Raw genomic sequence first — 21,188 nt, forward strand, 5'->3', positions numbered from 1 at the left:
TAGCCTGTGTCTTTATTTGGCTGCCGCTGATTTGAATTCTATACAGACCCTAGTCTTCTTTAATTAGTAATTTGATTGCAAAAACAAGACTATAAATGAGCTGTAATAACGTAAAAAATGCTAGAATCGGCTCATTAATACTAAGAGTTAATAGTCTTTTTATCTTTAAATACAGAAGTAATAGGTTTTTTGGTGGTGGTGAAATTATCACTCTGAGCAGACTTAATATCAGTATTAATAGCTATTATTGACTTAGCTGTACCGGTAGAAACACTTGACTTTATAACACTATTATCTGTATAGGCATAATTAGCAAACACCACCTTTGCTGACCATAATTTTAAGACACAAACCGTTAGCGCACTGGCAAATAGTAACGGTGAATAAAGCGGTGAAAACGGTGCTACGATAATAGCGGTTATTATATTGAGCACTAATAACAGTTTAGGCAACGCAGCTATGTTAGCCGCCCATACACTATGCTGTGTCCGCTTATATTCGTGCTTTGGTGTACAAATAAACGGCTTATCGCGTCCCCAAAGTACGGGCAACCAAGACAATGCCCCAAGCTCCCAAAAGCTGAGATGCAAAGCCCAAGCACGTAATCTGTGATAAAACTTAGGTGCACTAATATCATTCACTTGTTGATTAAGCGGTGCATTATCATGACTATAGGCCCATAAACGTCTCGCTAAAAACAGCGCATAGCTACCATATACCGCATACAAAGGCATCAGTAGTGACGATAAATTGACGGGTGCATCCATAAGCATCGCACCCGTGACTATCAATAGAGTGCAGATATGTAGCAGTATAAAAATACCTGTAAAATTTATCCAAGCACTCAACTGTGATAAATGAGCACGCATACAGGGCAAACGCCCAGCAAGACTATTTGTCACGGACAGACTTGACGACGGTAGCGGACGAATAGAAAAGTAATTATTGAGCACCTGCATATTGCCATAAATCCAACGGCGGCGCTGACTCATCAAATCCCCTAAAGTGTTTGGCAGTAGACCCGTAGCAATTACCTCAGGAATAAACTGGCTACGCAGACCCTGACAGTGCATCAGCACGCCCATCTGCGCATCCTCTGTAATTGACGCACCTGACCAGCCACCTAAATGAAGTAGCGCATCGCGGCGAATAACGGCATAAGTCCCCGTTGATAGCGCACGCTGACGGTTAAAAGGCCGGTATAAATGATAATTAAAATAATGGTTCAGCTCACTGTGGACATCTACCCGGCCAGCATCACGATAAAACTGCGGAAACTGTAAGAGCGCGTGATTGGGATGGTTATTAATAGCAGTGGCTATCGACATCCTTGCTTGCGGCAATGCTTGATAATCGCTATCGACTACCACCAGATGCGTACATCTCGGATCCATCAGCCCCAAGGCTAAATTAAGCGCCCCTGCTTTGAACCCTGCTACCGCATCAATATGATAAAAATGCACGTTTAACCGTTCATCGAGCCCAGCACAAAACTTTGCCAATGGCTCATATAGGGCCGTCTCAGTGTTATTATTATCAACAATCAATATCTCATCGTCAGGCGCTTTTATCGTGATTAAGGATTTAATCGTAGCAATTACCATCTCTACTGGTTCAGCACGGGTCATCATCTGAAAGCTTAAACGTACCGATTTTTCTACGAGCGGTGCTTTATGCTTATCACTGCGATTAAAACTACTACTAGACTTCACTACTACAGATCTATTAACATTTTTAGAGTTATTGAAACTGTCGGTGTTATTGGCGTTGTCAGAATGACTGGTTTTATTAGAACTACCAAAACTGGTTTTAATATCGGTATTAGCGTCCATATTATTATTTGTGTCGATATCATTATTGGCGTAAGCTTGTTGGCTTACCGCATCTTTACTCATAAATGGTAAACCTACCCCAGCGTATATTTTTCTAACATACATGTCCTTACCGATTGTCATGTCATATCCTTAGGCATACACCTCAACTGAGATTAATAAATAAAATCAATTATTTTATTAGCCTCTATATTTCTCATTATTTTCTTAACTTTAGATTAAATTCACCAAAGCCATAATAAATTTGAAGACTAACTTCTAAGGGTAAAATAAATAAAACCTCCCTGTCTGTATTATTATTTTCCTCTATGAGCACTTCATATTCTTTCTACACTTATATTTAGAGTAATGCGTCCATTAATATGGCTATCAACTAATAGTCTATTAAAACAATCCATCATAGCCAAAAGGGTTATCGATTGTTACATATGATCTGTCTATAAAATCGTATTAATGTAATCCTACGTAACCCACGTAAAAACCTGTTACTTATTATCTACTTATACACCGAAAAACTTTAGCTAACGTCTTTCAAAGAAGCTTCTGTTAGTAAAATAAAGACAGCGCAATAGGATTGTTGGTAGGACGCGAGGATGGTGTGATAAAGTATTTGAATAAAGACAAACAGGGTAAGAAGGGGAGGAATAAAGTATAGAAGAGTATTTAATGACAAGTTCTGACTGAATAAGGTTATATCTGGACAACCTTTACCAACATCATCAAGGTTTAATTGGTCTTTTTTTAAACGAAAAAAAAGACCGCGTCCATAATATATGAACGCGGTATTGATATGATAATAAAGGCTATATAAAGGTGGCTATAAAATGCTATTTCCAACCACTATTAAGACTGATTTAAAAGCCTTAGTTTAGGATGCCGTACGCGACTAGCGCATCTGCAACACGCTTAAAGCCAACCATATTTGCACCAGCCATATAGTCAATATAGCCATTTTTTGTCTGACCATATTGCTCTGACGCTTCCGCAGCGCTGTCATGAATGTTTTTCATGATGCATTTTAGGCGCTCATCTACTTCATCAAAAGTCTGGTACTGACGTACAGAGTTCTGTGACATCTCAAGCGCTGATACTGCTACGCCGCCAGCATTTGCCGCTTTACCAGGAGCATAATAGACATGATGCAGACGTATATAATCAATAGCATCAGCAGTCAATGGCATATTTGCACCTTCAACCACATATTTTATGCCATTATCGACCATTAGCTTAGCATCGTCTTCGTTCACTTCGTTCTGAGTAGCCGATGGGATGGCTATATCGCCCTTAATACTCCATGGTTTTTTATTAGCAAGCCATTCACCACCATAAATATCGACATATTCAGCTAAAGGTTTACTTTGTTGTTTCTGAGCTTTCAGCCAATCAATTTTTTCTTGATTGAAGCCACTCTTATCATACAAGGTACCTTGTGAATCTGATACGGTGACGACTACTGACCCAAGGGCAATGGCTTTTTCAGCAGCATGTAGCGATACATTACCCGCGCCAGATACTAAGACTGTTTTGCCTTCAAGGTCTTCATTTTGGGCTTTTAGCATATTTTCTAAGAAGTATACTGCACCATAACCAGTTGCTTCAGTGCGCATCAAGCTACCGCCAAAACCAACACCTTTACCGGTGATAACGCCGGTAGATTCGCGCGTTAGATTTTTATACATTGCGTACATATAGCTGACTTCGCGTCCGCCAACACCGATATCCCCAGCTGGCACATCGATATCTTTACTGATGTAGTGATGTAATTCACGCATAAAGGCATAACAAAAACGGCGAACCTCAGAGTCTGTTTTACCTTTAGGGTCAAAATCAGACCCGCCTTTACCACCACCGATTGGCAAGCCAGTCAATGCGTTTTTAAAGATTTGCTCAAAGCCTAAGAACTTTAGAACCGATTCAGTCACAGTTGGGTGGAAACGTAGACCACCTTTATAAGGTCCCAAAGCATTATTGAACTGTACACGCCAACCGCGATTAACTTGTACTTCACCTTTGTCATTTTCCCAGTTCACCCGGAAGTTGAAAATACGGTCAGGTTCAATCAAACGCTCAAATACTTTTAGGGCTTCGTATTCAGGATGCGCGTCATATAACGGCTTAATGGTTAGAGCGATTTCTTTTGCGGCTTGGATAAACTCAGATTGATGACCATATTGAGCTTCAATTTTTTCGATGGCTTGCTGGATACTCATATATCTTCCTTAACTATGGAACGGGGGGGTACTGAGGGCTATCCGGGTAATATTGCATTGCAAAATACTACAATATTACAAATACCGGTGCGGTATTAAAACGCTAGCTCTTTGACATTGTTCACAATAACGCGAAGCCTACAAGAATAGACGAGAATTGAAGTCAATGGCTAACCCATCGATGGTCGCACGGCGCTGTGATCTATAATCATTAATACATGTCTACAGGCTACTATCTGTAGATAGATAAGAACAGGGTATTGAGATGACATGAACAGCACATGAGGGGTGCTTTATGGTCAGACACTTGACTCCGCCTATTTAATTTACAGGTCTGCTAAAAAAAGTCAATCTTTTTGGCTAAAATAACTTATATTTATTATCGATACTTATCTATATTATAACTAGCACTAATTACCAATTATCTACTTTGTTTATTCGAACAACTAAAAATAGCTATAAAAGGTAAGATACAATGACTGAACGGCATATATAATTGGTTTTTTTAATAACTCTCTTAAGAATATTATATCAATGTGAGCGGCAAGGTCTTATAATAGCCGCTATTAGCGCAAAACTATTTTTGAGTATTATCAATAGATGATTTGTATCCATTCCACAATAAGTGATATAGAGAGAAAGATATGCGTACAGATTCATTCCAACAGATCTTAGAAGACTTAAACAGCTCATCTTCAGACGTTGAAGCTTCGGCTCTAATATCAACTGATGGTCTGATGATTGCGTCAGCCCTACCTTCAGGTATCGATGAGGACAGAGTGGGTGCGATGTCAGCAGCACTGCTATCGTTAGGAGATCGCGCCGGTCGTGAATTGGCCCGTGGTAGTATCGATCGTATCATGATTCAAGGCGAAAAAGGCTCTGTCATCATGACGTCATCAGGTGATGAAGCGGTTCTTACCATAATGGCAAAATCGAATGCTAAGCTTGGTTTGATCTTTTTAGACATCAAACGCGCCTCAGAAGCCCTAGCAAAACTACTTTAAATAATGATAATAACTAGTAAAGGAGATTATTATGGGTTCTCCACTTCCTGATGCCAATAAGCCTGATATGCCAGCTGAGCAAATCACTTTGACCTATCATGATGGAACCTCACGCATTGTTTATGACTCTGGTGTTGAGCGACCCTACCCTGATGGCAAGCTCATCGTGTCGCGCACAGATTTGAACGGCGACCTCACACACGTGAATGACGCTTTTGTTGAGATTAGTGGCTATGAAGTCGATGAACTTATCGGCCAGCAGCATTATATCTTGCGTCACCCTGATATGCCAAGAGCGGCCTATAAAGACTTATGGGCAACCGCTGAGTCTGGACAAAAATGGCACGGCTATGTCAAAAACTTATGCAAAGATGGCAGCCACTATTGGGTCTATGCGACTGTGGTACCAAATGTACGCCGCGGCGAGACTGTGGGCTACACCTCTGTACGCCGTAAGCCGTCTCGCAGCAAAATTGAAGTGGCAATCAAGCAATATGCTGAAATGAAACAAAATGAGGAAGATTAAATCATGACGACGTATAACATGTTGATCGCCCCTGATTTTTCGCCTGAGCGTTTTGCAGGCTGGCATATGTTCAACACCCTTATCCAAAAGCGTGCTGAGCTAAATATGCATTTAAATACGCCGACCTCTCATGCTGAGCAACAAGAGCTACTCAATACCGGTGATATTCATGTGATTTATGCCAATCCTTTTGATGCTGCTGCTTTAATACGTGAGCAAGGCTATCGCGCTATTGCCCGTCCAATTGGTAAATCGGATGAAATGGTAATTGCTGCCTCAGTTAATAGTGATATTAATAGCTTGGAAGACCTGACCCGTGGCGCAACTGTTGCCATGGCCAATAACCGCGATGTTAAGTTAATCGGTTTGCGCTTATTAGAAGCGGTCGATTTAGAAGAAGCCGACCTCAATTGGGAAGTGACTGAAACCTATCAAGCGGCGGCGCGACAAGTCATCAAAGGTGATGCCCAAGCAGCTTTCTTTTTGTCAGAGATTTTCCACAGCTTTTCACGCCTGACCAAAACTCAACTGACGGTACTGATTGAAAGTGATTTGGCTGATATTAGTCATGTGTTATTGATTAAAGATGATTTGGCTGATGGCCCAGCGCTTACTGATGCTATCCTTGCTTTTCATAACGATGACGATGGTAAAGAAGCCCTTACTGAGCTTGGTATGCCCCAAGGTTTTGAGACCATGAGCGAAGAAGATGCAGAATTTATGCTAGATTTGATGGAAACATTAATGGACTAACCGACAACTTAGTTGGTTCGATTATCCATAGCCCTTTATCATCAGTTAATGATTCATTAATCGAAAACAAAGAGGCTATGGGCAATACTCAATGAACAACGTTTTAGTAAATAACATATTAATAATAATGTCTTAAAAGTCTACATCGCCTGTTTTTATCATGACTATTTACTACACCTACGGCGCTCCTTATCGTCTATAGCGCTGACCCTAAGATCAAGGATACCGTCATGGCCGACTTACCTGTAACTGATGAGTGTGAACTTGCCGCACGCAAAGACTTTCGCTACTTCTCCCGCAAGATTTTTGCTGACCCCAATAATCGCTATTATCATGAGCAGCGCATCAATGCCGCCTTACTCCTGAATGAAAAAGAACCGCTACAAGGCGCTATCGCTGATTTTTTTTATGGTTGTTGGTATGATATTCCCTATGATGTTGAGGAGATGTTTACACGCATTCAAGGACGCTTGCATCCGCAAATAGAACAAGCCTTTCATAACTGTATTAATAAGCTCGATTATATTAAGCATAGCAGTATATTTGCGACGCGCTGGAGCGTGCTGGTGACCCCATCGCTCAATGTCGATACTCACCGTTTGCGTATTAGTAGCGACGACGCTAAAGAGATTGCCAAAAACATTACTAATGAGCTGATGGTTGCGCGTGATAGTGGAGATTGGGATACTATTGAACAAATTGAAAACGAGTTCTTTGCGCATTGCTTAGCTTGTAACGACCGCCTCGCTTTCTCCATTGTTTGGTTCCGTTTAGGAAAAAGTGATTGGCAGTTTGATGAACGCTGGGGCGACTGTCAACAGCGCCTAGAGCAAACCGGCTCAAGTTCAAAATCTTTATCTGCATCTAAGCCCGAGCTAGAATAGAATAGCAGCAGCGAACATTCAATCACGCCTTTAAAGGTATATAGTAAGTATTATCAATAACTTAGGTAGTAAGTCGCTACTTGCCAGTTGATTCAATATTCTTTTTAGGACTTTTAACAAGGTAGCTTTTATGTCCCCTCTTGCTAATGCTAACAAAACTTATATTACCCTGACGCCTGCCGGCGTGTTTGAAGCATTTTCGCAAAGTGAGCCAAGCGCTATGCAGCTGGCACTCCAAGCTTTACTGTCGCATCGCGAGACTATGCTAGTAGCGACTTGGCTGGAGGAGTATCCAGAGTTATGGCTAGATGGCTTTGTCGAGCAAGGATTTATCGAAAAGCTATCGACCTTTTTGCCTGCCCCCAACCTACCGCTTGATCAATTTTTACCTTACGTGGTCGCCAGCCTATCAGGTAAGCGCCGTGCCGCCATTGCCTCAGATGAAGGTTTTTGTTTGGCGCGGATTGGGTACAACCAAGAAGAAGCGGACACCCTAAGTGTGGCAGCGGCTGATTTCTCGGGATTTATGATTCGCCAAAAGCAGCGCGGCTGGGCAATGGGAAGTCGTGCCATTTCATTCTTTCAACAAGTTGATTTATTGGTGCCTGAAACCAGTTTTGTATTCTTATGGATTGATAATGGTGGTTACGCGCTTATTATTGATGGCGAACCCTTGACTAACAATCGCGCTTTTGTTGAGCTGATTTGGGGAATTAAAACTTCAGGGCTTAGATTTGAAGACTAGTTTTTAAACTCCGGCTGCCTAGCAATACTAAGATGGCTTTTATATCAAAACCGCTCTATATGCTAAAAAGATATTATTACACGGCAACATTATGACAGTCCTCATCTATTGTCTATTTGTGCATCTTTATTAAATATAGAATGTACGCTGGTAACGGTAATAAAGGCTTGTTTAACATAAACTCTGATTCAAACTGTTATCTAAAGAATCATCTACATACTTAACCGTTTATCACGATAACTTCCTCTCTAGAGATAAAGTACTGTCAAAGCCTTAACAATAATAATACCCTGCTAAGTAACAACAACTTACCTTCTCATACGGCATAATATAATCCATAGTTAAGCACATATAGCGCACTTTTTTTCCCTAGATTTCTATTTAACTTTCTATTTAACTTTCTATTTAACTTTCTATTTAACTTTCTATTTAAATCTTATTATTCTACGCTTATACGTCCTTTCTATATATAATTTTTCACACTGGCAACTTCTGCCGACATTTGCAATCTTGCTCTTTTTTTAGGATAGTTTATGACTTCGCTTACCTCTGTGCGCGTGCGTTATCAAACAATTGAAATTGGCAATACCGATATCCACCTGTGTACCCTTCGTGATAATCAACAATATAGCGACCCTGATGATGAAGCGCTTAATTTAGGCATTTGCTCCGCTTCTTGGCCATTATTCGGTGTGGTTTGGCCGTCAAGTTTGGTGCTTGCCAACCATATGCTTAATTATAATATCACCGGCAAACGTATCTTAGAGGTGGGCTGTGGTATGGCACTATCGAGCTTGCTGCTGAATCATCGCCAAGCCGATATCACCGCCACTGACTATCATCCGACAGTCGAGTATTTCCTTGATAGAAACACCCTACTGAATAAAGATAAAGAGATTGCTTTTGAGCGACTAGATTGGGCACAGGATAACAGCGATCTTGGGCGTTTTGATATGATCATCGGTAGTGATTTATTGTATGAAGATCAACATGTGGCTATATTAGCGGCGTTCATCGAGCGCCATGCCAATCCACACTGTGAAGTCATCGTCGTTGACCCGGGTCGCGGACGCAAGAATAAATTGACTGCAAAAATGGCAGAGTTCGGCTTTAGCAGTCATCATATTAAACCAGAAGATACTGCTTATCTTGAACAGCCATTTAAAGGTCATATCTTGACGTTTTCGCGAGGTGGTTGAATAGTAAAGTCAAAACATATTAACACTTCAATCTTCTCCATTGGGCTATATAAGCCTTGGTAATAATGGCATTTTCACTCAAGTGTGATTTAGGCAAGGCAGCGATTCTAAAGCAATAATTATAAATGGCAGTTACGATTATTTTGAGCATTCACTCAAAATAGTTTGTAGTAGCTCTACGTAACTTTACCCTCTTCGTAGTACGTGGCCATGGTAACGTTGATGACAGTGCTATACAAGCACTCCTAGATTCAGGTTTTATCAAACGTCAAATTCTTGAAGTAATTTTGGGTGCAGCGCAAAAAGTAACGGGTAACTATACCAACCACCTTGCCAACACCCCTATAGACAAGCCGTTCCAAAAGTTCGAGTGGCATAAAGCTGACTGATTGCATAACCTATCAGTAGCAAATAAAATAAGAATCACCATATAAGATGTGTCAGAGGGAACTAGCATCCCTTTGATATTTTATTATATTTTCAAAAAGCCATCAACAATACCATTCTTAAATAAAACCACAACTAACAGCAAACACAGCCAGTATAGCTGCTGACTTATAATAGATGATAACCATCGATAAATAGTATCCAATGCTACCCACTATTAACGAGAACTCCTATGAAAAATTCAGAACAACCATTAAAAATAGATGTCGTATCAGATATCGTTTGCCCTTGGTGCATCATCGGCTATCAACAGCTGGCTGAAGCATTGAAGCAGATCAATACCGCGTATGAGATTCATTGGCATCCGTTCGAGCTAAACCCTAACATGTCACTTGAGGGACAGAATCTACGCGAACATGGAGCCAAAAAGCACAATCGTACTGAACAGGAAGTACAAGAAAGTCGAGACAGAATGACGGCTGCAGGTGCAGAAGTCGGGTTTGAGTTCAACTTTAATGACAACACGCGTGTACACAACACCTTCAACATGCATCAACTTCTACATTGGGCTGATCAATATGGGCGCACCAATGATCTAAAACAGGCCTTATTCACGGCTCATTTTACCAATAACCGAAATCTCTCTGAAAAATCGGTACTGGCAGATATCGCTGCAGAAATTGGCTTGGATCGTGCCGAAGCGCTAGCGATTCTTGACGATCAACGTTTTGCTAAAGAGGTACGCGAGGCCGAACAGCATTGGCGGGAACAAGGTATTCAAAGTGTACCGTCGGTTGTCTTTAATGACCGTCATCTGGTTAGTGGTGCACAAGGGGTAGAAAACTATATCAGTATTTTGCAACAGCTGGCTGATATGCCCGACTGAACTATTATTTTAAACTATCTGTTTATATCTTAGTTCTAGACTGTCTTTCTAAGCTATTTTTATAACTGATGCCTGCCTTCTTGCTATATTTTTTAGAGCTTAGAGCACTGAGAGCAAGCAAAACTATGTTAAATATCAGGCCGTTTCTGTGATGCGATCTATACCATCTATATAAAGCGCCTCCAAGGATAGCGCCATATCGTCAGCAATGTCATGCACAGCGGTGCTGTCGACATCACCCTGGGCAAAGAAAGGCGCGCAGCCCCATAACTTTGGCCTGCAAGCGCCGACCGAAGCGCACAGGATCTAGCTGCTTATCTAATCCTCCAAGCCGTTGCGATTCAGTAAAACAATTTGTAAAGTGGGTCTCCAAACCTGCCAGCATTCGTTCAAATTTATGCAAAGCTGACTGCTCGCGCTCGCCTAGCTCCAGTAAGCCTTTGACCAGTATACAAGCGCGGCTTGGTAATTCTTCATCGCGCAGCCCGCCAAGCAGACGTAAGTAAGCCGCCAGTCCCAGCAATGGAGAGCTGTTGGCATCCAAGGTGCGATCCAACTCAACCATTGCCTTACGGGCATAATAATCGAGTGCTTCTTGAAACAGGCCGTCTTTGCTACCGAAAGCCTCATAGATACTGCTGGGGCGCATATCGAGCGCTTCTTCTAATTCTTTTAGCGATGTAGCATGAAAGCCCTTTTGCCAGAACAGATGTAAAGTTCCTTCTAGCAAGTCTTGCTGGTTGTAAATTGTTGCACGATTCATAATCGATTCCAGTTTTTCTATGCCGTAAATTCATGAAAAGGATGGTTAATGTCTCAGAAGAATGAATCCCCGAATAAATCCCCGTCTATTATTGTATTCGACGTCAATGAAACTCTACTCGATATTACCAGTCTCGAACCTTTGTTTGAGCGCGTATTCGGTGACCCAACTATTATGCGAGAATGGTTTGCACAGCTGGTACTGTACTCACAAACCATGACTTTATCAGGGCTTTATACCTCATTTGGCGATCTTGGTGTGGGCATACTACGAATGGTTGCGACTATTCATGAAGTAACACTTGTAGACGGCGATATCGCTGAGTTAAAAGAACGAATGAGCTCAATGCCCGCCCATCCCGACGTTATCCCTGCACTCACCCGCTTACGTGATGCAGGGTTTCGGTTAGTCACTTTGACTAATTCGCCGAGTAGTGCTTCGCCTACTCCATTAGAAAAAACAGGATTGAGCCAACTTTTTGAGCATACTTTTAGCATTGAGACTGTTGGTAAGTTCAAACCTGCTGCTGAAACCTATCACATGGTCGCCAAGAATTTGTCTGTTGAGACCTCAGAGTTATGCCTCGTCGCTTGTCACCTTTGGGACATTATCGGGGCGCAAACAGCGGGCTGCCGTGGTGCACTTCTTACCCGACCTCACAATGCTATTCTGCCAGCATCAGGCGTACCCTTACCGGATATGGTAGCATCGGATTTGAACACGCTCGTTGAGAAAATCATCCTTAACAAACAAGGATAATCTTCACATTAGAGTCCTTAATGTTTAAATGGCAAGATAGTTAGCATCGGTATGACTTGCTGGCTATTTGTTAAGTGCTCCCCTATAACCATTTGCTTTGGGTAGACTTAATCATTACGTCTATGGTCTAGTTATGAAATAGACAAAACTATTTTTGGGAGCACTTAGTATGAGTACAGATAAGTTATTAAAGTTATCAGATGAAGCGGAAGAATTGGTTTTGGATAAACTTAGATTGTATATGACAGAAGAGTTCGATATTGATATCGGTAACCTGCCCGCACGGTTTTTATTGGATTTTATTATTGAAACGCTAGGGCCGCATTTATACAATCAAGTGATTGAAGATATTGAGCCTTGGCTATATGAAAGATTTACTATTATTTTAGAAGATATGCACAGCTTTAAAAAGGATTAGTTACTTATGCCAGCCAGCCGACCTTTTATATAAGTGGGTACTTTTTGCTAATACCTTCTCTGACCAGCTTAAAACATCTATCTTAAAACAGTTCCCGTAAAACAAAAAATGCTGCCCCCATAAAAGGACAGCATTTTTTACTAAAAATTAATATCTGAGAGTTACGGCTTATCTATTTAATTAAGCATCAAAATGAATAACTGAACGAATACTTTCACCTTTAGCCATGAGCTCAAACGCCTCATTAATGTCTTCTAATGGCATAGTATGCGTAATAAAGTCATCTAATGGAAACTCACCTTGCATATAGCTATCGACATAGCCTGGCAATTCTGAACGGCCTTTGACGCCGCCAAATGCCGAACCTTTCCAGACTCGACCAGTCACTAGCTGGAATGGACGGGTTGAGATCTCTTTCCCTGCACCAGCGACACCGATGATAACCGACTCGCCCCAGCCTTTATGGCAGCATTCAAGCGCTGAGCGCATGACATCGACATTACCAATACACTCAAACGAGTAGTCAACGCCGCCAGTCATCTCAACGATGACATCTTGGATAGGCTTGTCATAATCTTTAGGATTGATGCAATCGGTTGCGCCTAACTTTTTGGCCAGTTCAAACTTATCTTCATTAATATCAATCCCGATAATACGGCTGGCTTTTGCCAACGTGGCACCGATGACGGCTGATAGACCAATGCCGCCCAGACCAAAGATGGCCACGGTAGCGCCTTCTTCAACCTTAGCCGTATTCATGACGGCGCCCATACCGGTAGTCACGCCGCAACCAAGTAGGCAGACTTTTTCCAATGGCGCTTCTTTATTAATTTTGGCTATAGAAATCTCTGGCAAGACCGTATATTCAGAGAAGGTTGAGCAGCCCATATAATGATAAATGGGCTCACCGTCTTTATAAAAGCGCGTGGTGCCATCTGGCATCAAGCCTTTACCTTGGGTCTCACGTATTTGTTGGCATAAGTTAGTTTTGCCGGACAAGCAATACTCACAGACACCGCACTCAGGAGTATAAAGCGGAATAACATGGTCGCCAACTTGGACGCTGGTCACGCCTTCGCCAATCTGTTCAACGATACCACCGCCTTCATGACCTAAAATAGCAGGAAAAACACCTTCTGGATCTTCACCAGACAAAGTAAAGGCATCGGTATGACAGACACCACTGGCAATAATTTTTACCAACACTTCACCTTTACGTGGCAACATGACATCCACTTCTTCGACCGAGAGTGGTTGATTTGGCCCCCAAGCAATGGCGGCTCTAGATTTAATAAACTTGTCTGACATAGTAGTCTCTCTTTTTAGTTAATTGGACTTTTAGTAACTAGGTTTTAACAAATGCGCTGTTAATAGTTCGAGCTTGCAGCCTATTAAACACAAGTGTAATTCTAATATTACTTACCTTGTATAGGTAGGCCTGACTTGTAACGCTACAATAACTGAGCGCGTGTTTGAATGAATATTGCCATATTACACCATTTCTAGGCCAGTGTTAATATGCTATATTTACAAATATCTTTTACACAGTGGTAATAATTATGAAGTGGGATGGCATCAGTGAGTTCGTCTACGTGGCCGAATACGAGAGTTTTACTAAGGCGGCAAAAAAGATGGGGATCTCGACCGCCCAAGTGAGCCGGCAGGTGAGCGCCTTAGAGCAGCGCCTTAATATTAAATTACTGTACCGTACTACGCGTAAAGTATCATTAACGGAAGAGGGCCGTGTTTTTTATCAGCACTGCCGTAGCGTTCTTGATGGCTTGGATGCCGCTGAACAAGCAGTCAGTAACTTACAATCGAAACCTCAAGGTAGGATTAAACTCACCGCGCCTGTCACTTATGGAGAGCAACAATTATTACCTTTGGTGAATGACTTTATGATGCACTATAGCGATATCGAAGTGACGGCCTTTTTGAGCAATCAAACGGTTGACTTGATGGAAGGCAATTATGATTTAGCGATTCGTATCGGCAAGTTAAGCGACTCCACCATGATGGCCAAAAAGCTCAGCCGCCGTACTAATTTTGTCTGTGCCGCGCCTGCCTATATTGAAAAACTTGGCATACCACACTCTCTGAATGACCTCAATCGACACAATTGCTTGCTTGGAACTTTGGATTATTGGCACTTTAAGGAAGCTAGTAAAGAGCGAAATATTCGGGTAACAGGTACCGTGCGCTATAATAGTGGTTATAGCTTGGCCGATGCCGCTTTAAAAGGGTTAGGTATCGTGCAGCTGCCTGATTATTACGTGCAAAAATATTTAGAATCGGGAGAGCTTGTGAGCTTGCTCGATAATTATAGAGAACCTGAGGAAGAAATATGGGCGGTTTATCCTCACAACCGTCATTTATCACCGAAAATCAGGCTGTTAGTGGATTTTTTGGCGGAGCGCTTATCTAAACCCTAACTAGCTCATAACGATATCGTAATAATAGTGGCTCGTGTTACACGTCCTATATTTCACTTCATCATATTGTAGATCGTCATACTTATACACGCTCCCCAGCGCTTAAAGACTAACATTATTACCAAATAGCAAAAGTAACTTTACATTTAAGTGTATTATATTTTATGCGGAACAATGTATGATAGTTTCTATCGACAGACAACGCAGCAAACCTGCTACAACTCGATAGAAAAACTATTCATAAAAAATTATTCATAACTGGAGAACAACACATGAGCGTTTTTACTCACGTAACCCTTGGTACTAATGATGTTGATAAAGCTCGTACGTTCTACGATAACGTTTTAAGCATTTTAGGCCTTAAACGCATTACCGACCTCGGTGAAAACGGTTCAATATGGGGCAAAGATGCGCCTTCATTCTTTGTAATGAATCCTAATGATGGTCAGCCAGCGAGTGTTGGTAATGGCAATATGGTTAGCTTTGAAGCCTCTAATCGTGCCGTTGTTGATGAGTTTCACGCTGCAGTGTTGAGCGCGGGTGGCCAGAATGAAGGCTTACCGGGCACACGAGATTGGGCCCCTAACGCTTATGGAGCCTATGTACGTGATTTAGATGGTAATAAGCTGGCCGTTTATTGCTTTAAAGCCGAATAAAAGCTATCCCACGGATAAGTTATTCATGATGCTATAAGCCGCCAAGTAATTGGTTACAATAAAAACCCCACAACTATGTGGGCTTTTTTCTGTCGAAATTATAGACTAAGGCTGGCTACCTTTATGAGCGAATACTTCATTATCAGCGTTATGCGTCAGTAACGTAAAGGTATGAATGGGATCATTAAAGTGAGGATTCAATTCGAACATGCCAGTGATAGTGAATGCCTGACTGTCTTTCCAATAAATACATTGCCAATCATTTTCCCCCTCTATATAGTAGGGTTCAAAAAATGCTTGCATGGGCATCAGACAGAATTGGTTATGCGTAAAAGGCGGCTCAAAGGTCTTCTTGTTTTCAATACTTTCTAGTTGGCGTTGTAGGTTGAATAGTCAACGGGTGCCTTTACCCATTTAGGACTTAATCCCAACTGTCCCATCATTACTTTAATCTCACCATTTGACGGGATGATGATAGGACATTGATCCTGGGATTGTAGTGGTCAACTAATTTCACCTCAAGTATTAAGTTACTTGTATTTTTCATGGTTATTATTTTACTTATGTTTTGACTGACGTTTAAAAGAGGCTAGTAACGGCATCTTTTTTTAGTAATAATTACTTATAACTGTCTATTAGTTATTATCTACTAACAACTAACTGTTGATAACTATTTGGGCATCTTTAGAATAGGCTTAATAGTAATACCGCTTGCTGAGTCTTCAAATGCCTGTGTAATCTGATCAAACTCATAGAACTTAGTTAGTTTATCGAATGGGAACTGTCCTGCTTTATAGTACGCAATCAGCTGCGGAATAAATACTTTAGGAATAGAGTCACCTTCAACAACCCCAATCATGCTCTTACCTTCCGCCATCAAATTCTCTTGAATATTAAGGGTTACCTCAGGTGTAACACCTACAATTGCAACAGTACCGAGTGGTCTTAAAGCATGTAATGACTGCTTGACTACCTCTGGAACTCCAGTGGTTTCGACAGCGTAATGACTGCCAGCACCCGTAATTTTTTTGACTTCTGCAACCACATCGACATTTTTACTATTAAAAATATGGGTTGCGCCAAGCTCTGTTGCCAAACTAAGCCGATTGTCATGAATATCAACGGCAATGATATGTTGACAACCAGTAATCTTGGCAGCCATAACGGCACTAAGGCCAACGGCACCAGCACCGTATATGACTATGCTAGAACCAAATTCTGGCTTAAGACGATTGAGAACGGTTCCGGCACCAGTCTGAATACCGCATCCAAGCGGGCCAAGTAAGGCTAAATCAACCTCAGGATCGACTTTTACGGCATTTTTAGCTTTAACAATAGCGTGGGTAGCAAATGAGGATTGACCAAAAAAAGTCGCTAATTCTTGTCCATCTTGAGCTAAACGATGACTGCCATCCTCCATAGCGCCACCAAAGTTAAGATCATTGAACGTTTTGCAAACGGTTGGATGACCAGTCAGGCAATTCGTACAATGACCACAGTGAGCAAACGATAGAACGACATGATCACCGACTTGTAATTCAGTTACGGCTTCACCAACGGTTTCTATAATGCCTGAGCCTTCATGACCGAGCACGATTGGATAAGGCACTACGCCTTGATCGCGCGCAACAACATCTGTATGACAGACGCCGACTGCAACAATCTTAACCTTTATCTCATCAAACTCAGGATTGGCAAGTTGTACAGATTCTATTTTGAATGCTTCGCCTTTACCATGTGTTACTGCCGCTTTAATGTCCATTATTATGACCTCTGCAATTGATTAGACTACTTGATTGTTTAGCTCTACTTTTAATTTCTTTGCACACTCAATAATCTTTTTTCTATCAGCAGCGATAGCCCCATTTTCAATAGCGATTAGGCGCATATGCAAAGTAACATCATAATGAGGATAACTCGCATTACGGTGAAACAAACGTTCATCTACCTCCATAAACTCCGCAAAATCGTGCAACTCCTGCAAGCTGTCCGCTAACATATGGCACCATCTGTAGCCTTTGAATTCTATACACATAAAATCCACGTATATTGCCATCTCGTTATCTCCTTACAGTGATATGCGCCGTCTTATAAACATCTCATTTTAAACTATGTTGTTTGAAGCCTATCAGTAATTAGAGCCTAAGTTTTAAAAGTATAAACCTTAAAAGAAAGCTTTAGCAAAAGTCTCTTTTAAACTCTTCGGCTCTTGGCGTTTAACCTTATTTAGCTTATGGCGAGTCTTTGAGGCAACTTGATAAGCTTTTAAACGCGACTGTTGTATATTACCAATCGGTCGATTGGCCTCTAAGCAGCGAAATGGCGTAAATGATAGGTTTTCCATGATTTCAAAATTGCCATCGTCCGGCACATCTTGGCAAGGAATGGTCAGGCGTGCTACCGTCACAAATGGCGCATCCGATTCTTTCCATTCTTTAGTCAATTCATCAATGGGCTGCTGTTTAAGGTTACGGCATAATTGAATTTGTACTTCAAACATATAATCATGTTCACGTATCTCATTAATAATCAGTGGTTGAATGGCTTCTGACTTGCTAGCCAAATCTGGAGTTCGACGGGTGACTTTTTTGCTGGCCTTTTTGGTGGGCTTCACGCGAATTTTTGCCATATAATCACCGTGGCGTACCGCGCCTTGTGAATAAAAGCTATATAGCAAGGTATTCTTAGGCTCAATTTTGGCAAATTTACTAATAGCAGCTAAAGTCTTAAAGGATTCTTTACTAGGTAATTTGGAGCTATGATTGGTTAACCAGTCGAAGGCGAATTTTGCCTCGCCAAGTTTCCCCTTGGCAAGATAATCGCCCATCTGCAAAAATAGCTTAGAGATATAAGCGTAATCTTCAATCCTATTACAAAAGAAAACCGGAAAGTTAATAAGATTATAATCGAAAGTAGTGCTGTTCTCTTCACCAGGCGCTAGCTTTTTACCGGGGACGTCAAAGACTTTAATCGCCAATCCTTGTGCTAATCCAAGCTTAATGTCGGCGTCAACCTTCGGTGCACCGTTGGAGAATCGAATAACGGCATCATGAACGCCTGCTTTGGCGTAGAAACCTTGCGCATATTCTTTGGGAATATCATCTAAAATCTCAAACTTAGCTTTGAGAGCGCAGTAGCCTTTAGCGTGGGCATCTCGCGTATGATAGTCGACGTTGTCTGCTTCATTACTTCTACTAATATAGTCACGAATGTCGTTAGAAATGGTACGAATGTTGTGTTCATCTGCTGCGGACAGCTCAAGATATTTAGAATCATAAGGAACGTATTTCGGTTTAAAGAGTCTCTTTAGCATAGTGTTGTCCTAATAAAATGTGAGTGACCGTTTTGTTCTAGGTTAGTTTTGATAATAAAGCATACTAAGACAGTTCACTAATCCATTTCAATGCTGATAAGCTTGGGATAAATAAATACTCCCCACCGTATAAAGTATTGAAGGTCTCTATACTATGATAACGCTTACGAATAGGGTCAGCAGGTACGGTAAAGGTATCGGCTGCAGCGTTTTTATTGCCATGATGTATGCCAAGCATAGGATCTCTTTCTTCGCCTAAATTCATAAAGTTACCGTCATTAATCCATTGTGATTGTAAGAATTCAACGGTTTCCATGGCATGGGCGTTAATACCAATGAAGAATAAGCCGCGCTCTTTACCGTCGTCCTCCGTCACATCGGGCGGCAACACTTCACCGAAGCCAACCACACGTCTAACGATTCGATGCACACGAACATCTGATAAGATAAAGTCTTTACTGTCTCGAGGGTTCATTCGCCGCGCATGAGCACCAAACGGACAGCGCTTACCGTAAGGGTCTTCCTTGTAGCCAAAGTCATTATTGCGGCTAGGGTCAGCGCCCAATTCTTCATCATCATAGTCAGGTGACAGTACCAATGGCGCACCTGAGCGCCAGCGTCCCCACATCTTGGCGCCAAGTAATTCAGCTTCCTCGACAGAATCACTGTTGTCTCGTAGATATTTATTAAATTTAGCGACATGGCTATCGTAGGCTCTTAACACCATAAACGAGCCGTTCTTTCCCAACACTTCAGGCTGCGGCATAGGCGGGATAAGACCGGCTTCGCTTTCGTAACCTAGGACAAATTCTCCTGCAGCAATCGGGTCGGTATAGCTTGGCGGCGTTTGAATACCGCTCCCCTCAATTTCTGGATTACTAATACCATCCTGATAGCCAAAGACATTTTTGACATCTTCAGTTGCACCAAAATCATGTTCCATGAGGATTTCAATATGGCCTTGAGCAGGATTTTCAGGGTTGATATGGACGCTAATATCGTCTTTGAGCTCGGCAAGTTTCGTTTGCCATTTCTCTTCAGTATCGGCAATGATAGCAGCGAAAATATGGACATCACCTTTATTGCCGAAAGGGGCGGTCCAAGTCTCTGGCGCGTTGACATCGATATCTCGTAACTTATCAGCGCGTCCTGCCATGCCCACTTTAAAGGACTCAGGAAAACTATCTAGTGACGATTGCGGCACGCCCAACGCCTCTAGACCCTCATAAGTAATGACAATGGATAGCGTGGCCTGCATGTCTTTATGCCAGTCTTTACTACCAGTCACGTCGGGTAGAACTTTGGCAGTCATTTGCCGCCCGATTTGAGGATTGTTAATTTTGAGCGCGACTAAAGTACCAAAATAAGGTACGGGACGCTCGTGCAAAATGATAGATTGAATATCCTCTAGCTGCATAGTCACTAGATTAGGATTAAATACTCCGCGCGCTTTACGGGCAAAGGTTTCAATATCATCACCGACTTGCTGTTTAATATCTTTAAACCAAGTCTCAAACTTACCATCTTCGATAGCATTGCCAAATTCATCTTTCAGTTCGTCTTTGAGGTCATGCAGCTTGTCTGTTAGCGGATGCTCGTCGGTATCCTGAGCGTCTGCTATTTTAAAAGTATCATTTTTAGAAGTGTCATTACTCATGGCTAAACCTATTTTATTTATAATTAACCTTGGTTATAAAACTATATAGCTCTCCTCCATGTTTAAGAAGAGAGGCTATAATAATCTACTTGTTAAAGGGCTATATTTTCAGGAAAAGCAGATTAAGCCTGAGCTTCGTCCAAGGCTTTATTAACACCTTTAACGATTTTATCTTGGCGGCGAATATCTTGCACCGTTAGATGCGGAACACCGACATACCAACCAGTCGCCGTAATTTGATGGTCAAGAATAAATTGTTTGACGGCAGGGTTTTTAATGCCAGGCCAGCCTTCAACGTTACCAAATAAGATATCCATTAATTCAGGAATCTTGGTCGCAAAGTCATTGATGTATGCATCCCAATCACCATCATAAGCGGTGCAAAATAAGATTTTACTATCGTCCTCTATAAACACGATGCGTAAATCATGTAACGTACCAACGCGTGTCGCGCCTTTTAAGTTGCCTTTAGCAATATCTAAGGTCTTTTTCAGGCGCGCAGCTCCCCCTTCTTTAAGCGGTGCGATGACAGTTAACTCAGATATTTTACCGGATTTTAGCCCTTTTTCCCCGGCCGTCGTGACTGAGTGATCGTAGTCATCATCACCACCTTCTTTTATATTGGCCATTAATAGCTCAGCACGCAAAGTGAAGTCATCGAAAGATTCAGTAATCTTAGCTTTTAAATCTTCAGTATTGTCGATAATGTACTCTTTATTGTTATTGTTTGACTTGCTCATGAGAGTTATCCTTATTATTTA

General features: G+C 41.7%; 21 protein-coding genes. 11 read left to right on the forward strand and 10 right to left on the reverse strand.

What is annotated here, in order from left to right; all coding sequences use genetic code 11:
• Positions 1-140: 140 nt before the first annotated feature.
• Complete coding sequence (locus tag JMY06_RS08625) at positions 141-1,955, reverse strand: glycosyltransferase family 2 protein (RefSeq protein WP_201617920.1); 1,815 nt, start codon at positions 1,953-1,955, stop codon at positions 141-143.
• A gap of 740 nt (positions 1,956-2,695) precedes the next feature.
• A complete protein-coding gene (gene gdhA / locus JMY06_RS08630; RefSeq protein ID WP_201617921.1) occupies positions 2,696-4,042 on the reverse strand; it encodes an NADP-specific glutamate dehydrogenase in 1,347 nt (448 codons plus the stop codon).
• A 644-nt stretch (positions 4,043-4,686) separates the two neighbouring features.
• On the opposite strand from gdhA, the gene JMY06_RS08635 reads away from it, so the two are divergent.
• From JMY06_RS08635 to JMY06_RS08665, 7 genes are all read left to right on the forward strand, one after another.
• Positions 4,687-5,049, forward strand: a complete 363-nt coding sequence (locus JMY06_RS08635; RefSeq protein ID WP_201528090.1) for a roadblock/LC7 domain-containing protein — start codon at positions 4,687-4,689, stop codon at positions 5,047-5,049.
• A gap of 31 nt (positions 5,050-5,080) precedes the next feature.
• Positions 5,081-5,575 (forward strand): PAS domain-containing protein, encoded by a 495-nt coding sequence (locus JMY06_RS08640; RefSeq protein ID WP_201528088.1) that lies wholly within the window; start codon positions 5,081-5,083, stop codon positions 5,573-5,575.
• A gap of 3 nt (positions 5,576-5,578) precedes the next feature.
• On the forward strand, positions 5,579-6,328 hold the full coding sequence (locus JMY06_RS08645; RefSeq protein WP_201617922.1) for a PhnD/SsuA/transferrin family substrate-binding protein: 750 nt from the start codon (positions 5,579-5,581) through the stop codon (positions 6,326-6,328).
• A gap of 230 nt (positions 6,329-6,558) precedes the next feature.
• The gene (locus JMY06_RS08650; protein WP_201617923.1) at positions 6,559-7,212 is read left to right on the forward strand and encodes a hypothetical protein; all 654 of its coding nucleotides are present in this window, start codon (positions 6,559-6,561) and stop codon (positions 7,210-7,212) included.
• 130 nt (positions 7,213-7,342) lie between these two features.
• Positions 7,343-7,957, forward strand: a complete 615-nt coding sequence (locus JMY06_RS08655) for a hypothetical protein (RefSeq protein WP_201528082.1) — start codon at positions 7,343-7,345, stop codon at positions 7,955-7,957.
• A gap of 533 nt (positions 7,958-8,490) precedes the next feature.
• Positions 8,491-9,156: a class I SAM-dependent methyltransferase gene (locus JMY06_RS08660; RefSeq protein ID WP_201617924.1), complete on the forward strand. Its 666-nt coding sequence runs from the start codon at positions 8,491-8,493 to the stop codon at positions 9,154-9,156.
• Positions 9,157-9,775: 619 nt separating this feature from the next.
• Positions 9,776-10,429 (forward strand): DsbA family protein, encoded by a 654-nt coding sequence (locus tag JMY06_RS08665; protein ID WP_201617925.1) that lies wholly within the window; start codon positions 9,776-9,778, stop codon positions 10,427-10,429.
• Between the two features lie 235 nt (positions 10,430-10,664).
• Here JMY06_RS08665 and JMY06_RS08670 read toward each other — a convergent pair whose 3' ends face one another.
• A complete protein-coding gene (locus JMY06_RS08670; RefSeq protein ID WP_265087886.1) occupies positions 10,665-11,192 on the reverse strand; it encodes a TetR/AcrR family transcriptional regulator in 528 nt (175 codons plus the stop codon).
• 48 nt (positions 11,193-11,240) lie between these two features.
• On the opposite strand from JMY06_RS08670, the gene JMY06_RS08675 reads away from it, so the two are divergent.
• Both JMY06_RS08675 and JMY06_RS08680 read left to right on the forward strand, forming a co-directional pair.
• Positions 11,241-11,951, forward strand: a complete 711-nt coding sequence (locus tag JMY06_RS08675; RefSeq protein ID WP_201617926.1) for a haloacid dehalogenase type II — start codon at positions 11,241-11,243, stop codon at positions 11,949-11,951.
• A gap of 169 nt (positions 11,952-12,120) precedes the next feature.
• The gene (locus JMY06_RS08680) at positions 12,121-12,369 is read left to right on the forward strand and encodes a DUF2164 domain-containing protein (protein ID WP_201617927.1); all 249 of its coding nucleotides are present in this window, start codon (positions 12,121-12,123) and stop codon (positions 12,367-12,369) included.
• A gap of 180 nt (positions 12,370-12,549) precedes the next feature.
• Here JMY06_RS08680 and JMY06_RS08685 read toward each other — a convergent pair whose 3' ends face one another.
• A complete protein-coding gene (locus JMY06_RS08685) occupies positions 12,550-13,677 on the reverse strand; it encodes an S-(hydroxymethyl)glutathione dehydrogenase/class III alcohol dehydrogenase (RefSeq protein WP_201617928.1) in 1,128 nt (375 codons plus the stop codon).
• Positions 13,678-13,928: 251 nt separating this feature from the next.
• Here JMY06_RS08685 and JMY06_RS08690 point away from each other — a divergent pair, with 251 nt between their 5' ends.
• Positions 13,929-14,801 carry a LysR family transcriptional regulator gene (locus tag JMY06_RS08690; protein ID WP_201617929.1) on the forward strand — a complete coding sequence of 291 codons (873 nt, stop codon included), beginning with the start codon at positions 13,929-13,931 and terminating at the stop codon, positions 14,799-14,801.
• 272 nt (positions 14,802-15,073) lie between these two features.
• Positions 15,074-15,457, forward strand: a complete 384-nt coding sequence (locus JMY06_RS08695) for a VOC family protein (RefSeq protein WP_201617930.1) — start codon at positions 15,074-15,076, stop codon at positions 15,455-15,457.
• 105 nt (positions 15,458-15,562) lie between these two features.
• On the opposite strand, the gene JMY06_RS08700 is transcribed toward JMY06_RS08695, so the two are convergent.
• From JMY06_RS08700 to JMY06_RS08725, 6 genes are all read right to left on the reverse strand, one after another.
• On the reverse strand, positions 15,563-15,820 hold the full coding sequence (locus tag JMY06_RS08700; protein WP_201617954.1) for an SOS response-associated peptidase family protein: 258 nt from the start codon (positions 15,818-15,820) through the stop codon (positions 15,563-15,565).
• Positions 15,821-16,127: 307 nt separating this feature from the next.
• Positions 16,128-17,219: an NAD(P)-dependent alcohol dehydrogenase gene (locus JMY06_RS08705; RefSeq protein ID WP_201617931.1), complete on the reverse strand. Its 1,092-nt coding sequence runs from the start codon at positions 17,217-17,219 to the stop codon at positions 16,128-16,130.
• A 21-nt stretch (positions 17,220-17,240) separates the two neighbouring features.
• Entirely contained in the window at positions 17,241-17,513 is a 273-nt protein-coding gene (locus tag JMY06_RS08710; RefSeq protein ID WP_201528058.1) for a DUF4031 domain-containing protein, read from the reverse strand.
• Positions 17,514-17,621: 108 nt separating this feature from the next.
• Positions 17,622-18,770: a catalase family protein gene (locus JMY06_RS08715; protein WP_201617932.1), complete on the reverse strand. Its 1,149-nt coding sequence runs from the start codon at positions 18,768-18,770 to the stop codon at positions 17,622-17,624.
• Between the two features lie 64 nt (positions 18,771-18,834).
• Positions 18,835-20,427 (reverse strand): Dyp-type peroxidase, encoded by a 1,593-nt coding sequence (locus JMY06_RS08720; protein WP_265087887.1) that lies wholly within the window; start codon positions 20,425-20,427, stop codon positions 18,835-18,837.
• A gap of 122 nt (positions 20,428-20,549) precedes the next feature.
• Positions 20,550-21,167, reverse strand: a complete 618-nt coding sequence (locus tag JMY06_RS08725; protein ID WP_265087888.1) for a hypothetical protein — start codon at positions 21,165-21,167, stop codon at positions 20,550-20,552.
• Between the last annotated feature and the right edge of the window lie 21 nt (positions 21,168-21,188).

Source organism: Psychrobacter urativorans (assembly GCF_904846675.1).
Classification (GTDB): domain Bacteria; phylum Pseudomonadota; class Gammaproteobacteria; order Pseudomonadales; family Moraxellaceae; genus Psychrobacter; species Psychrobacter urativorans_B.

Excerpts from the sequence above, each read along its gene's own strand:
- JMY06_RS08650 (WP_201617923.1), top strand. The coding sequence starts at position 6,559 with ATGGCCGACTTACCTGTAACTGATGAGTGTGAACTTGCCGCACGCAAA.
- JMY06_RS08625 (WP_201617920.1), bottom strand. The coding sequence starts at position 1,955 with ATGACAATCGGTAAGGACATGTATGTTAGAAAAATATACGCTGGGGTA.
- JMY06_RS08665 (WP_201617925.1), top strand. The coding sequence starts at position 9,776 with ATGAAAAATTCAGAACAACCATTAAAAATAGATGTCGTATCAGATATC.
- JMY06_RS08655 (WP_201528082.1), top strand. The coding sequence starts at position 7,343 with ATGTCCCCTCTTGCTAATGCTAACAAAACTTATATTACCCTGACGCCT.
- JMY06_RS08715 (WP_201617932.1), bottom strand. The coding sequence starts at position 18,770 with ATGCTAAAGAGACTCTTTAAACCGAAATACGTTCCTTATGATTCTAAA.
- JMY06_RS08670 (WP_265087886.1), bottom strand. The coding sequence starts at position 11,192 with ATGAATCGTGCAACAATTTACAACCAGCAAGACTTGCTAGAAGGAACT.
- JMY06_RS08680 (WP_201617927.1), top strand. The coding sequence starts at position 12,121 with ATGAGTACAGATAAGTTATTAAAGTTATCAGATGAAGCGGAAGAATTG.
- JMY06_RS08690 (WP_201617929.1), top strand. The coding sequence starts at position 13,929 with ATGAAGTGGGATGGCATCAGTGAGTTCGTCTACGTGGCCGAATACGAG.
- JMY06_RS08645 (WP_201617922.1), top strand. The coding sequence starts at position 5,579 with ATGACGACGTATAACATGTTGATCGCCCCTGATTTTTCGCCTGAGCGT.
- JMY06_RS08675 (WP_201617926.1), top strand. The coding sequence starts at position 11,241 with ATGTCTCAGAAGAATGAATCCCCGAATAAATCCCCGTCTATTATTGTA.
- JMY06_RS08660 (WP_201617924.1), top strand. The coding sequence starts at position 8,491 with ATGACTTCGCTTACCTCTGTGCGCGTGCGTTATCAAACAATTGAAATT.
- JMY06_RS08705 (WP_201617931.1), bottom strand. The coding sequence starts at position 17,219 with ATGGACATTAAAGCGGCAGTAACACATGGTAAAGGCGAAGCATTCAAA.
- JMY06_RS08640 (WP_201528088.1), top strand. The coding sequence starts at position 5,081 with ATGGGTTCTCCACTTCCTGATGCCAATAAGCCTGATATGCCAGCTGAG.
- JMY06_RS08685 (WP_201617928.1), bottom strand. The coding sequence starts at position 13,677 with ATGTCAGACAAGTTTATTAAATCTAGAGCCGCCATTGCTTGGGGGCCA.
- JMY06_RS08695 (WP_201617930.1), top strand. The coding sequence starts at position 15,074 with ATGAGCGTTTTTACTCACGTAACCCTTGGTACTAATGATGTTGATAAA.
- gdhA (WP_201617921.1), bottom strand. The coding sequence starts at position 4,042 with ATGAGTATCCAGCAAGCCATCGAAAAAATTGAAGCTCAATATGGTCAT.
- JMY06_RS08725 (WP_265087888.1), bottom strand. The coding sequence starts at position 21,167 with ATGAGCAAGTCAAACAATAACAATAAAGAGTACATTATCGACAATACT.
- JMY06_RS08710 (WP_201528058.1), bottom strand. The coding sequence starts at position 17,513 with ATGGCAATATACGTGGATTTTATGTGTATAGAATTCAAAGGCTACAGA.
- JMY06_RS08720 (WP_265087887.1), bottom strand. The coding sequence starts at position 20,427 with ATGAGTAATGACACTTCTAAAAATGATACTTTTAAAATAGCAGACGCT.
- JMY06_RS08635 (WP_201528090.1), top strand. The coding sequence starts at position 4,687 with ATGCGTACAGATTCATTCCAACAGATCTTAGAAGACTTAAACAGCTCA.